General features: G+C 32.1%; 13 protein-coding genes, 1 tRNA gene and 1 pseudogene. 11 read left to right on the forward strand and 4 right to left on the reverse strand.

Going from position 1 to position 14,390, the window contains the following annotated elements:
• Nucleotides 1–88: 88 nt before the first annotated feature.
• Nucleotides 89–355, forward strand: a complete 267-nt coding sequence (locus GJV51_01920) for a hypothetical protein (protein ID QGM24812.1) — start codon at nt 89–91, stop codon at nt 353–355.
• 318 nt (nt 356–673) lie between these two features.
• Here the strand turns inward: GJV51_01920 and GJV51_01925 are convergent, their stop codons facing one another.
• The gene (locus tag GJV51_01925; GenBank protein QGM24813.1) at nt 674–1,495 is read right to left on the reverse strand and encodes a vancomycin resistance protein; all 822 of its coding nucleotides are present in this window, start codon (nt 1,493–1,495) and stop codon (nt 674–676) included.
• 411 nt (nt 1,496–1,906) lie between these two features.
• Between GJV51_01925 and GJV51_01930 the strand changes: the two are divergent.
• The 10 genes and pseudogenes from GJV51_01930 to GJV51_01975 all read left to right on the forward strand — a co-directional run bounded on the left by GJV51_01930 (nt 1,907) and on the right by GJV51_01975 (nt 12,648).
• Nucleotides 1,907–2,268: pseudogene (locus GJV51_01930) on the forward strand (helix-turn-helix domain-containing protein).
• A 9-nt stretch (nt 2,269–2,277) separates the two neighbouring features.
• Nucleotides 2,278–2,709 (forward strand): hypothetical protein, encoded by a 432-nt coding sequence (locus GJV51_01935; GenBank protein QGM24814.1) that lies wholly within the window; start codon nt 2,278–2,280, stop codon nt 2,707–2,709.
• A 712-nt stretch (nt 2,710–3,421) separates the two neighbouring features.
• A complete protein-coding gene (locus GJV51_01940; protein ID QGM24815.1) occupies nt 3,422–3,763 on the forward strand; it encodes a ribonuclease G in 342 nt (113 codons plus the stop codon).
• A 53-nt stretch (nt 3,764–3,816) separates the two neighbouring features.
• Nucleotides 3,817–4,056 carry a hypothetical protein gene (locus GJV51_01945; protein ID QGM24816.1) on the forward strand — a complete coding sequence of 80 codons (240 nt, stop codon included), beginning with the start codon at nt 3,817–3,819 and terminating at the stop codon, nt 4,054–4,056.
• Nucleotides 4,057–4,923: 867 nt separating this feature from the next.
• Entirely contained in the window at nt 4,924–5,493 is a 570-nt protein-coding gene (locus GJV51_01950) for a hypothetical protein (protein QGM24817.1), read from the forward strand.
• Between the two features lie 522 nt (nt 5,494–6,015).
• Nucleotides 6,016–6,978: a DUF3883 domain-containing protein gene (locus GJV51_01955; GenBank protein QGM24818.1), complete on the forward strand. Its 963-nt coding sequence runs from the start codon at nt 6,016–6,018 to the stop codon at nt 6,976–6,978.
• Between the two features lie 189 nt (nt 6,979–7,167).
• Nucleotides 7,168–8,772 (forward strand): hypothetical protein, encoded by a 1,605-nt coding sequence (locus tag GJV51_01960; GenBank protein ID QGM24819.1) that lies wholly within the window; start codon nt 7,168–7,170, stop codon nt 8,770–8,772.
• Nucleotides 8,773–9,170: 398 nt separating this feature from the next.
• On the forward strand, nt 9,171–9,731 hold the full coding sequence (locus GJV51_01965; GenBank protein QGM24820.1) for a hypothetical protein: 561 nt from the start codon (nt 9,171–9,173) through the stop codon (nt 9,729–9,731).
• A gap of 110 nt (nt 9,732–9,841) precedes the next feature.
• Nucleotides 9,842–11,431: a hypothetical protein gene (locus GJV51_01970; GenBank protein ID QGM24821.1), complete on the forward strand. Its 1,590-nt coding sequence runs from the start codon at nt 9,842–9,844 to the stop codon at nt 11,429–11,431.
• A gap of 893 nt (nt 11,432–12,324) precedes the next feature.
• Nucleotides 12,325–12,648 (forward strand): GtrA family protein, encoded by a 324-nt coding sequence (locus GJV51_01975; GenBank protein ID QGM26095.1) that lies wholly within the window; start codon nt 12,325–12,327, stop codon nt 12,646–12,648.
• 533 nt (nt 12,649–13,181) lie between these two features.
• Here the strand turns inward: GJV51_01975 and GJV51_01980 are convergent.
• From GJV51_01980 to GJV51_01990, 3 genes are all read right to left on the reverse strand, one after another.
• Nucleotides 13,182–13,499, reverse strand: a complete 318-nt coding sequence (locus tag GJV51_01980; GenBank protein QGM24822.1) for a hypothetical protein — start codon at nt 13,497–13,499, stop codon at nt 13,182–13,184.
• Between the two features lie 75 nt (nt 13,500–13,574).
• Entirely contained in the window at nt 13,575–13,835 is a 261-nt protein-coding gene (locus GJV51_01985; GenBank protein ID QGM24823.1) for a hypothetical protein, read from the reverse strand.
• Nucleotides 13,836–14,132: 297 nt separating this feature from the next.
• Nucleotides 14,133–14,220: transfer RNA gene (locus GJV51_01990), tRNA-Ser, on the reverse strand.
• Nucleotides 14,221–14,390 lie beyond the last annotated feature (170 nt).

The following is a 14,390-nucleotide window of genomic DNA, read 5'->3' on the forward strand; positions in this document are numbered from 1 at the left end:
GCTGCTTATGCTAACAAGATAATGGACACTACTTGCCCTTCCAAATTACGTGCTTGAACCACGTTAAAAGCATTATTGGGGATGAAATATGACACAAAATACACAAGAATTAAAGATGCAACTAGTAGCTTATGGTTGGCAACTATTTACACCTGAAAATACAATCGTAATGGATATTGACCAAGGTAACATAGCTATCGGAGATACTTCTAATAATTTCAGGGGCGGACCAATGATAGTGCTAAAAGTTAGCGATAATGAAGTTACAGTAGAAGCTAGTGGTTACTTTGAACAAGGTATATCAATTACTTTGGACAAAAAGATTATCATTGAACGTCGTCCTGATATTGAGTAAAATGGTAAGTTAACTTGGCTAAATATTCCATTTTTATTATTAGGCTTATATTTTATACTAAATCCTTGGCTCTCAGTTAGTTAAAAGCGTTCAAAATAAAATACTGTACTTGAATTCACATGTTTACCGTAACTGTTAGTGCCGTATTTATTATGGTTACTATTTGCTGAGTAACTTTTCAAAACAATAAAAACCACAATCACTATTAAATACAGATTGTGGTTTTTATTGTACTCATTTTAAGATTGTTTTTACAGTATCAACATGTGCTTCTAACTTTAAATGCTTACTATTGCTGAACAAATATATGGGAATACACTAGCTTTTTGGTCTGACTACTTCCAATTTACTTGTGTCATAAGCTACTCTGGCATGGTTAGTTTTGATCAATTTTTCAGAAATTAAATTCCCGTTGTTAAGTACATATTGAAAAATCTTTCCACAACGATATACTTGCCCACCTTCATCAATAAACTTCTCATCAATCATTTTAACCTCATACGTATTTTTAGGTGCTTCAGAAGCACGTAACTCACCATGAAGATACTTATCACCGACATACGTTATTAACTGATATGTTGTCGAAGTGTTGTTTTTAAATCTATAGTCAAGATAATTATAAACAATGGATGTTCCACTACCAAAAGGCACCTGCCTATCAGAATCAGGAAACATATCTACTTGCTCATGATGATACTTTTCAATGATATCTAACGGCGAGTGTAGAACCATCCAATGAATCAGGTTACTAAATTGACATAATCCACCACCAGTTCCTTTTTTTAGTTCACCATCATTTGCAACCATTAAACCTGATTGATAACCATTTTGAACCGTACATCTTCCTACCAAATTCCAAAACGAAAAAGTTTCTCCTGGTTTAATCAATACACGATTTACCTTAGGAGCAGCAATCTGTAAATTTTTTACTTTTGCTTCTTCCACGGGAACTGGTACTTTTCTCAACCCTCTTCGCATCAAAGACTGGTGTTCAAAGACAATGTAAGGTAGTCTACTATCATACTTATCTTTAGCTATATTTGCCCTCAAAGTATCAGTAATTTTACGTTTCAGAATATGACCCTCATAAGATATTTTATAAGTTAATGGCGATATTTCACAAAACAATTTTCTTGTCATCATTTCCCCCGACTCTATTCTCTCTTCTTTAAATATTATCATTTTGTAAAAAAAAATTAACCCATTCTAATTGAATACGGTAATTTATATAACAATCTTAATTTTTTACTTATAACACTTAAACTAAACTTAGAAGCTACTTCATTCGATGATATTAGCTTTACCGTCTGATAAACTGTGCCTGTGTAAATAATGCGTTTGATACTATCATGATAATCCCCCTATTTCGTTGCTTTTAACGTGGCTCACTCTTGCACGTATTTATCCCGTGTTGTCTTTAAATGACCTGTATTGTCTGGTATGATATGTATATTAAAGGAACTTTTTCTATACATTTGTTCCTTTAATGAATAATGACGCTTAGATTTACTTAACATTTTTTATACTTTCTTAACTCTTTGGAGGAATATCATGTCCGTAACATCTGAAAGAATTAAATTATCTAGGCAACAAAAAAACTAACCCAAAGTGGTTTAGCTGAGCTAATTAATTCTTCTCGTGGCACTGTTGCTAAATACGAGGGAGATGAGCGCAACCCGTCTTATGCCATGCTCTCATTGATTGCTGACGCTTTAGATACCACCGTGGAGTATTTACAGGGCAAGACAGATAATCCTACTCAAACTATTGATAGTAACGTGAATACTGGGGATGAAAATAAAAAGCATGTGGAACTATCAGATGACGAGTTAATCATGTCCTTTGAGGGTAAAGAGCTATCGGAGGACTATAAAAAGTCTATTCTTGCATTCGTTAAGATGTTGCGTGAGTAAAGAAAATAAATGTATGAATACCTCGACTATACATCCCCGTTAGATTACTTTAATGACGTGGTAGAAGACTATAACGTTGCTAGGAGTACCCATGACAAAATTGTGGTTACTGAAATGAACGGGTCTATCTATGATCCAGATGTTGCTTTACCGTCTGATACCCTGATTATTGTTAATCCTAACTTCAAGACAAAGTTTTCACTGCTTTTTAGAAAGTTTCACGAATTACAACATATCTTGAATAGCGAACAACACAAAACTTATGCATTCTCTCCTTTGGCCAAGAATGATGCAGAAATTAGCGCTAATGCTTATGCGTTTAAAATGTTAGCTGATTTTTACTTTGACGAAAATACGGACAGATACAGCAAACTTTACGACTTCATGGCGTACTTTGGCATCCCCATGTCGCTTGAGAGTGCTGTTTTGAAGAATATATAACTTGGGGAAATTTCATGGACTTATTAGTAATCTTTCCAGTGGCTAGTATTCGACTAACACTTTTAATACTAAGTAAAAACGACAATAATCAAAAATATCGTGTGGCGGGAATACTGATTTTATTGGCAAGTTCAATTATCTTTTTGACTTACTTTGTCTATAAATAAACGTCATCTACTATCAGTAAGTGACCTAATTATGATGATTGGGGATGACATCCCCGCTGATTATTCAAATAAACTAGGAGAGAGACAATGAAACTAACTAAAAAACATGTGCTCATATTATTAGACATAATCGCTGTACTATATCTTACTTTTGCATTGGTATTGCCATTGTTTAATATCGGTCATAACTCTAATAGTCCATTAATTGCATTGGCAACTATTTATCTAGCTGTCTCCGCTATTTCATCAAAATAAAAAAACACTAAAAAGTTTATACATAATACGTGCAGAACCACATTAAAAGCATTAGGAGATGAAATACGTGAGTACAGTGCTACAAATTATTATTTTATTAATTGGAGCTGCGTTAGTTAGAGCTGCAAGAAAACCAAGTCCAAATCAAAAGTATCAAAGATATATCGGTAGTTTTTTACTAATCTTTGGAATTATCATTTTTGTGATACATTTACTGAAATAAAAAAGCAATCACAGAGTGCATATATATTACGTGCAGAACCACGTTAAAAGCATGAGGGAGAAATATTATGGATGAAAACGGAACTATAGTACCAGCTGAAGCTAAGGGATGGAACTGGGGAGCATTTATGTACAATATTTTCTGGGGTATTGGAAATAAGACATATCTTCCCCTATTATGCTTAATTCCGGTATTTAATATTGTATGGGTATTTGTATGTGGTTTTAAAGGTAATGAATGGGCGTGGCAAAAAGGCGACTACAAAGATGTAGAAACATTTAAAGCTGTGCAAGCTACATGGAACAGAGCAGGTATTGTTCAATTTATTCTTGCAATCGTGTTCATAGTTTTATATATCTTGTTTATTGGAACTATAGTGACAACTATTTTAAATAACAATAACTACTAGTCACAGGCACTCACAGAGTGCATACATATCTTAAAATTAATTGGGGATTAATTATGATAAAACAACCATTTAAAATAACGAAAACTATAGGTGCGATGGTTTTGATTTCAATGTCACTACTGAACTATGCCAACTTTCAATTCAACTATACAAAATACGGCGCTCTGATTGTGACATTAATGATGATTGTTCTTGGTTTTCAGGGTTATAGTGAGAAGAAAAAGTTTAATTCAGACATTGGTTTTGTCAAGGTTACTGGCCTAGCAACGTTATGCATTTTTTTCGTTAACTAAACCAATACAGGGGATGAAACCTGAAACAAAGCAAAATAACTTCGATTTATAAAATAACAATATCAGGTATTGCAGTTTTAACCTTACTAGCTTATTTTATCTTTAACGAGTACTTAGTTTCACATTTAATAATTCAAATATTACCCGCTTGTATCATCATACCTTTTAGTATTGAAAGTTATAGGAATAAAAAATGGTTACTATTCTCAACATACACCATTCTTTCAATTTTGATTATATTGTCATTCATGCAAGAGTTATATCGTCAAATATTTATTTATTGAAAAACCACAGTATTTTACATTAAATTACGTTACAAGTAGCTAATGCTTATGCACTAGAAACGCTTGCTGACTTTCATTTGACTAGAATACAGACAGATACAGTAAACTCTACGATTTCATGGTGCACTTTGATATACTTAATGTCGCTCGAGAGTGCTGTTTTAAATAATATATTAATGGGGGAACCTCTTTTAAAATGAAATGTATAAAGAAAAATATTGACAAGATATTTCAAATTATTTGTTATTTAATTATAGGGACGTTTGGTTCTGTTTTGTATATATTTACTCTATTCATAATTGTTCTCAACACTCAATCGTTGACAGCTACTAATTTAATACCAATCGTCATACTCAGTTTGAGTCTTTTATATTTAATTTTTGACCATAAAAGTAAAACAGCATTTTTTTTTACAGGGATATCAATAATTTCTTTTCAAGCATGGTTGATAAACATACTTAACATCAACCTGCTAATATGTTTATCAATAGCGTTGTTAAGTTATGTTTGTTATAAAACTAAATTACTTTCAAATATAAAATTCCCAAAAGAGTTACTTCATAAACCAATGATGGGTTATGTTATGATAACATCATTAGTAATAATATCATTTGTAATATTGTTATCAAGCCATGCCATTAGCTTTGTTAATAAATATTTACCTAACGGCACAAAATCAGATTATATGTTATATATTTTTTTATTATTTTCAGCAATTTACAAACAATACACAGCCTTAATTATTTTTGTTGGCATTTCTACCGATTATACAAATCAAATATTCACTTTTTTTAAAGATATAATAAAGTTTTTGGTTGATATTTTGGTGTCTTTTTCGATAATTTTTTCTATGTTAATTGTTTTAAGTGCACGTAGTATAATAAGCAGGAATTGGTTAATAAAAATTGACTGGATTAAAGAAGATCAGAAACATTTTTATCTTCAACCAAACTCTGTGTTCGCATTTTTCGTATTGTCTATTTTCTGTACATTAATATTGACTTGGTTAGTGTATAAAATATTAAATTATTTTTTTAAATCAGAATGGCAATCAAGAACAAAATATACTATTTCTTATCATTATCCAAATAAAAAGTATGTTTTAAACGATAATGATATTTTTAATCGCAATACCAAAAATCTGAAAAGTTAGATATTATTAGTAAAAATCTTGAATTATACTTGTACAGTATCTTGTAATAATTATCCACTCGTTGAAAAACAAAAAGTTACAATAGTTGCAACGATAAATGTGACCTTTTTTGTAACAAAGTTACAGGCTGTGACAAGGTTTGTAACGCATTATATGGCCATTTATAGCAACGATGAAACACCTATGAATGTAGGTATTTGTTGGTATGTCATGCTAGGAAATGCTAGGATTCATACTGGAAAATACTGGAGTTGCATGCTAACATTTTTGTAATTTTATATGCTTGCTTTTACTTGCATATTTCTAACATTGAAGATTAATAATTCATCCCCATATATAATAAAAAACCACGCTCTAGCTTCAATCTAGGTCGTGGTTTTATTCTGTATTTCTTTTAATTACCTATTTATTAACATTTGTTTAAAATTATTCTAATTACTTTTTTGAATTTTTTATGTTTGCTAGTATTAAACTTATAGAGAGTTTTTATTCAATAAAGAATAATTAATAAAGAAGATTATTATGACTGGATTTTTCGTATCACAAAACCAAACTTACAAAACTGAGCATGAAAAACAAATTCTGTGGTCCCCTCAAAAAAATAAAATTGGAGGAGATAATCGTGGATATATAAATATGTCCCATGTGAAAAAAGGAGACATCATTTTTCACTACCACCACAAACAAATTACACATGTCAGCATAGCTCTTACAAATGTGTACGAACGCATTCGTCCATCAGAATTTAATAACAGTATTTGGGATGAATTGGGTTGGCAAGTAGATGTTAGCATGTATAAATTAAATTTGAATATGGAAGAAGTACGTTCATTTTTACAAAAACACGATGCTGAAATTTTCAATACACATGGCCACGTTAATCAAATGTATCTTTTCAGATTAACTAAAGAACAGCTTGATTATTTAATGAGCTATGTAACATCCGATATCAAGAAAAATCTTGAACGTGATATAAAGAGCACCTCCTCTCCCTCTGTCACACTGATAACACATACATCAAAAAAACACTCTGCTAAGAAACATCAATCTGATCGTATTGATTATTTAAAATTACATGAACTAAAATCTAAAATTGGAAAACTTGGTGAAGAATTCATTTTAGATTATCTAACAAAAAAATATCCCGAATCAGAGTTTGATATTATCCCCACCTCTAATAACTTGAATATTTCATCTGGGAATGACAGTGCTGGTTTTGATATAAAAATAATAAATAAAACTACAGACTCTATTACTTTAATAGATGTTAAAACAACTACTTCTACTAGCACGCCACCATTTTTCATGTCTCAAAAAGAGTACCAGGTATTTAGGGAATCATTGGACATGTCCAATACAAACTACTATATATATCGCTTAAGTAATTTAAATGAATTACATAAAACCTATGATCTTGAAATACTCGGACCTGATGAACTAAGTGAAGCTATCTTTACTCCTAATGCCTACTCCGTGTCATTCTGATTTAATGGATTAGTTAATAAAATTAAAGGTAGTAATGTTTAAGTACCAAGAATGCTCGCTGACTTTTACTTTGATAAGTACACAGATAGGTACAGTAAGCTCTACACTTTCATGACGTACCACGGTATCCCTATGTCACTCGAGAGTGGCGTTTTGAAAATTAAATAAAAACAATAGGAACGTGAATCGATGAAGCCTAACAAAAATTTAAAAAATATTATAACCACTCGTAACATTTTCAAACTGATATTATTAATCGCATTAATCTGCTTATCCTTATGGGGGATAAGTAGATTGTGGTTCTTACATCAGTATATTACAATCAATAAGCATAACCCAAATGAACATTTATTTGATTTTTGGAATATGTTTTGGACGTTTATCAGTGCATTGTCTATCCCGTTTTCTGTAATCTCTTACTTAACCACTAAAAATATTGAATCAAGCAACAAGTTAAGAGAGCAAAAAAGAGATTTGATTGAAGGAGAGATTCCCAAATTTTGGTCAGAATATAACACTCATTACAATAATTTAAATGAATCTAGCTTGCCCATTATTACAGAAAGAAAAGAATTATCACCAGAAACAAATGACCTGGTTCAACACGGCATTTGTATCTTATTAAAGATCAACAATATTAAGAAAAATTCGCGTGATACTAATGACGTTGATGATTATTCTGGCTTAATCACTGAATTTCTCTCAAACTATAAAGACGTAATAACCGCTGATTTTCCTATTTTAAGTGTCTTTTTTGAACCTTATGACACTATAGATACAAATAGAAATACAGATTCATATATAGATCAAGATTCCAATATCAGTTCGACTAAAGATTCAATAAATCCTTACGACAACGTTCTTACTTTTTTAATAGGTTCAGACCCCAGCAATGTGCTATTTGTAAGAACTTTAGACACCTATGGCTCTATAGAAAGAATTGTTGGCGATTGGAAAATGAGTTCCTCAAGAGCCAAAAATATAAAATATATTATTGGTGTGACAGGAAACGCATATGGCACAAAAACATACTTAAAAACCGTAAAAGTTTCAGGTTTCAATACCGTCGGAGATCGTATTCGATTCAAATATGAAAATATACTCCTAGATAACACTACTGAGAGCAATGATGCTCATACTGCAGAAATGTCGAAATACGTCTCAGAATTAGTTTCAAATTGGAAGGCTATTAATCCCATCGTTTATCTATCTCATCTTGGATATTTGTTCTCTCAACAAATTATATACCAAACTTTTGAAGATGAATTTTCGCAAAAAATAAACGAATATAATACCATCAAAAAAGATAGCGGCTGTACTAAATTGCAAATTTTTAAGGAATTCAGCGAATTACGTACAAATGGTTTCTTTCGCATTCGATTCAGGTCTAACAAGCTGGATAGTGCTCTATCAGTATCAGATAAGTCTGGTGAAAGAGAACAACACCTTGCTTATAATGACTACTCTCATTGGTATGAAATAATAAGTGACAATAATCTTAAGACAATCAACTTCTCTTCTGTGTTTTTTACCCATATGGCAACAGACAACAACGGTGACGCCAAGCAGTTTTTCGATAATAAACAACTTAATGAGTTTTATGATTACAAACAAACTGAAAAGGTAGTTACTCCTTTTGTAGCAAACGACAAAAAAAAGATTGGATACATTATTACTATTGATGAGCTATCAAAAAGTGAAATTAACAATCAAGAATCATTGACTCATTTCTTTACAAACGTATTCAATGAAATAGATAAAGATCTAGAGTTTGTTAAACACAATACCAAATAATACATGCCCTTTTGGGAGTAAATACGTGCCACGCATCCACGTTAAGGTATTGATAATATTCCCATCTCACTTGAGACTGCTTTTTTGAAGAATATATAACTTGGGGGAACTTCATGGACTTATTAATAGCTTTTTCAATGGCCGTAAGTGGACTAACATTTTTAATGTTAAGTAAAGACGAAAAAAATAAAAAGTACCAGTGGGCCGGAATACTGATGTTAGTATCAAGTTTCATTAGCTTACTGACTTTCTTTTTCTATAAATAAAAAAACCAACTACTATCAGTAAGTGACTTAAAACGAAAAAATAACTCGTTGTTTTAACAAAGATGCCTGCATTGTGGTACGCTTCCCTGTTAAAACTATGGCGGGGGAATAAATACAGAGGTATTGAAAACTATGATCGAAAAAACTATGCATATAATTTTTAATATAATAGATAAATCTGGTGATTTTTTAAGCAATTTAATTGATAAGATAAAGAGTCCTTTTAAAGATAAGTCAATTTACGCCACAATATTATTAATCATTTCAAGCGCTGCTATTCCTATAATTTTCTTTGTCTTTTCAAGTTCTGGCTCTGTAAATGCACCACTTTGGCTTGCTATTCCCGTGGGTGTTTTAAGCCTAATAACGCTTCCTTTCATTGGATTATTTCTATACTGGATTACAAAAGAGTTGGTAGAAAGTTTCAAAGCATTAGATGCAAAAGAAAAAAATACACAAAAAAATTTCGTTAAAATGTATATTTTACTATTAATTTATACTACTTTTTTTCTTGCTTATTTATTTTCCGCCTATTTCTGTATAGCAAGCATAGTTTCATCAAAACTACATCTCGCATGTAACGAAGATTTATCAAGCGTAACTTCTATAACCAACACCATAATAGTAGCCTATACTTTGTTAACCTCGATTATTGTTAAATTTTTTACTGATATTTACGTTAAAAACATGTAAAAAAGTTAGCTCACTCAAAAAGTGCGTACATACGTGCCAAGCATTCACGTTAAAAAGTTAAAACTAAAAGTGTTCAGTTTTCAACGGTAACCTCATAGGAGAATAAAATTATGTTTTTAGAAGAACTCCAAGCTAACAATCAATACCCCATAGTTTTTATAGGTTCGGGAATTACAAAAAGATACTTTTATAATGCACCTGATTGGGAACAACTTTTAAAAACTTTATGGAATGAGGTAAACGATCCAAATTCATTTTATTCTGCTTTCCATACAACAACATCAATGTCTGATTTTGAAGCATACCTAAGTATAGCTGACCAATTAGACTCTGATTATACAACGGCTTTTTACAATCAAAAAATTAGAATTCCAAATTTAACTCTGGCTGAGGCACATGAACATAAAATATCTCCTTTAAGAGCTAAAATTTGCTCTATCTTCTCTAGCTTAACAATTAAGCCTGATATGGAAGAAGAAGTCAAAGAGTTTACTGCAATGTTGAATAAAGCACGAATGATTGTCACTACAAACTACGATACTTTCATCGAACAACAGTTAAACTATAAAATTACTACAAGAGTTGGAAGCAAAGGCTTATTTGAGCAATCTACAGAATTTGGTGAATTGTTTAAATTACATGGTACCATTTTGGATCCTAACTCAATAGCAATTTCAAGCACTGATTACCAAAACATAGATGAAACGTCAACTTTGGTAAACGCTAAAATATTATCTACATTAACCGAGTCCCCTATCATATTTTTTGGTTACTCTATAACAGACGAAAACATTCGCAAACTGCTTCAGGATTTTTCAAAGAATTTAGATATGCCAGTTGAACAGGCCTCTGAACGAATAGCAGTAGTTGAGTATCATAAAGGTAAGCAAGATATAACTGAAATAATTAGCGAATTAAATGACAACGTTCACTACACAAATATCAGTACCGATAATTATGTAAACATATACAAAACCATTTCACAAATTAATCAAGGTGTTACACCAAATGAAATTTCAAAATATCAATCTGCATTTAGAAAAATAATTGAGGTTAAAGGCCACTCTGCTGAGCTAGATACAGTTCTCACATCATTTATAGATTTGGACAATGTTGACGCAGATCTCAAAAACAAAAAATTAGTTATCGCTTTTGGGGATGAACGCTTTGTTTACAAAACTCCAGACTACATTGACTATATTCAGGCATATTTTCACCCTACAACTGAATTTCCAGTAGAAATCGCCCTTAACTACATTAGAAGATATTCTTCGCAGTCAACATTACCTGTCACAAAATTTATTCGAACAGCTAATGGCGGTTTTGATAAATCACTAGTACGAAAATTACCCGCTCTCGCACAAAAAATAAACAAGAGGAACAACAAGTTTAACTCTCTAAAAACTATTACTACAAGCATTAACACACTAGCAAGGGATGCTGAAAGCATACTTGATAATATGCATTTCAAATCACCTTTGAAAGTATTTAATGATAACGAATCAAAGGTAAACGAAAATAATAAAATTCGTTACATCACCGTCAATATTGAACAATATAATTCTAACGATCTTGCAATTTTTACGGATTACTTAATCAACAACATTTCACCAAAAATACTAGAAAACACAGATTTCAGAAAGTACTTTGCTAGTTATGCATTTACTTTAGATCCTGACACTTTAGATTTAAAAATTTAGATACAAAAAAACTCCCCTGTATGGTGGAGTCCATTAGGAGAGCATTTCATAGGCAAGATAAGACAATCATTGCGACAAGCAAGTGTTTTTATCTTGACACCATTATACCTTACTTAAAAAATTATTGACATATCTAATTTCAGCTCTAGAAAAAAGCAACGCTAAATATAACCTTTTTTTGTGACCTTGTGACCATTAAAATGTAACCTTTTTTGTAACAAGGTTACACGCTGTGACAACGTTTGTAACGCCTTGCGTAACCATTTATAGCAACGATTAAACGCCTATAAATTTAGGTATTTGTTAGTATTTACATGCTAGAAAATGCTGGCATTCACACTGGAAAATACTGGAGTTGCATTTTGGAAAATGTTGGAGTTACATGCTAACATTTTTGTAACCCTGCACACTAACATTTACTAACAAATTTGTGACCTTTTACTTACCTTGTTGAACATTAAATTGTTGTATTTCATCCCCTTAAATTAAACAACCGTATAAACCAAAAAGGCACGAACTTATACTATCTAGTCCGTGTCTTTTGTTATGTATTTTATTAAGCTTTGAGAGCCGTTCTCAGCGTTTAATGTCTGTCTGGTATAAATACACTCATCAATATATTAAACGCAAATTCACACGTTATCTAGCTTATTTTGAAACAAATACACAAGCTCTATCTTGCTTACTGATACGGGGATGGAACACAATAAATGATTTATTGATATTTGTTTAAAGTTAAACAACTACTTCCATTTTTATATTTATTAGCATTACACTTATGACTTATAACAAATCAGAAAAAGGTTTCAAATGCTTCCATCCATAAAACAATACAAAGCAATAATACTATACGTACTTTTCGGAGTTCTAACGACAATCATTAACCTAGTTTCATATACGGGGATGTACAGCTTTCCGTTATCCTATCGTGGTTAATAACTGTCCTGTCTGCTTATTTAACGAATAGAAAATGGGTCTTTAACTCTAAGGCAACCACCACAGCAGAAATGCTACATGAATTATTTGCTTTTTTGTCATCTAGATTACTAACCCTAATACTCGAAATGGCTATTATATGGTTTGGTGTTCAACTACTTAAACAAAATCCTTTAGTTTGGAAACTGATTGATAATGTCGTAGTTGTTATATTCAATTACATCATCAGTAAATTGTTCGTATTCAAAGATAGGCCTACAAATATCGAAGAAACGGTATGATAAATACTTTACACCCCCGCCCCTTGTTACCAGATTAAAGAGCGCACACATATCGTCATCTTACAAAAATGTTGAATTTTGAAAACTTTTTCATAGGGGGGATATGCCATAAACATTGATATAACAGCGTTTATAAATTCTACTATAAAGCACAAGAATGCCTTTATATCAACGTTTATAGCTTGCCTGTTTCTAAAACGGGGACAGTTTAGCACTACAGCCACATGGCTTTAAGGCACTTTACACCAAAATTACCGTAAAAAGTACCCCTTATTCCTACCCTACTTTTACAACTATATGTGCCATTTCCAAAACAAAAAGTTACATCAAAATCAACAACTTAGTGGTATGTTTGTGCTACCCCTAAACGCCTATTTTGGGTTAGAAATGCCTTTATATCAGCATTCAATATTCAAAAATGACCCTATAAAAAGTTTTGATTTCTGCATTTGCCAAAAACGAGTACGCCACCTTGTGACGCTCCCTCCTAGTACATAGGAGCGGGGGTGTTTTTTATTGCAAACAAAAAAGCACTACATTGGTAATGCTTGCTGTCTCAGTTTAATAAACTCATCTCCATGTATCATGATCACATGTAATAATCTTTTGAAGTCATTGCGCCATGTTCTCAAACTTGAATGACTTTTACCGGATTCATTGCAAACTTCATCCCATGTAATAAACTTATCACTGTAATACTTGGTAATCGCCTGTTTATGTTCTGGTTTAATCACTGATAAGCAAAATGTTATATCAGCAATGTGCTGTTTGGATTGTGGATTGATTTCTTGCATGAGCTTCAATCGACCAGAGAAGTAATCTCTCAACATCTTGTCCGTACTATCTGCCATTATATTGCCTCCTGTGTCGTTATAACATTCTGCGATAGCAATTCCCTTGTCGTTCGCAACGACCACGAAACTATTCTATGCGTATAAACGTTGTTTTGGGCGTTCTATCTTGCTGACTAAGGCGTTTAATTCTTTGTTTAAAGCCATAATGTAACCCGTAGGAGCAACAACATTGTAAAACTCTGTAAACGGCTTAATCTCTTGAACAAATACCGTGTTCTCATGCCTGTACTGATTGGAACGTTCTGAGTCCTGTTCTATTAACTCACATTCTAAATCTGTCATCCCCGAAAAATAGCGTTTGAGTATTGTTCTATTTATCCATGTGGTCGCCATATACGCTCCTATTTATCTTTTATGTATATATGCAATTATAACAACTATTTATGCGTATATTAAATATAAATATGCAATTAATAGGATAATATGCTTTTATGTACTGTTTTTGTACCATTTCTCCAAATAAAAAACGGCTTAAATGCCGTTACACTGCCTTACTAGCTCGATTTAATTTTGTACCTAAAAAAGTACCTTTTTGTGTGAAATGCTATGAAATACAGTACAACGTTTTTCATAAGAAAAGGCGTTACACCAAGGTTTTTGAGACCTTATGCAACGCCATGAAATGCTAAATGGAGAAGAAGGGATTCGAACCCTCGCACGCTTTAACACGTCTACACCCTTAGCAAGGGCGCCTCTTCAGCCGCTTGAGTACTTCTCCATAACAATAACTAATATACCAGAATTTAGAACAGATAGCAATACCCAAAACCCTATCAACACTGCTTTTTGTGCCCAATACACATTTCATGAGCAAACACTCATATAAATGCCATGATTATCGCATTTCATTATCATGCCTTTTCATGAAAAATTGTTTTAATTGCTATT

Origin of the sequence: Leuconostoc mesenteroides subsp. mesenteroides, assembly GCA_009676745.1 — a bacterium.
Lineage (GTDB): Bacteria > Bacillota > Bacilli > Lactobacillales > Lactobacillaceae > Leuconostoc > Leuconostoc koreense.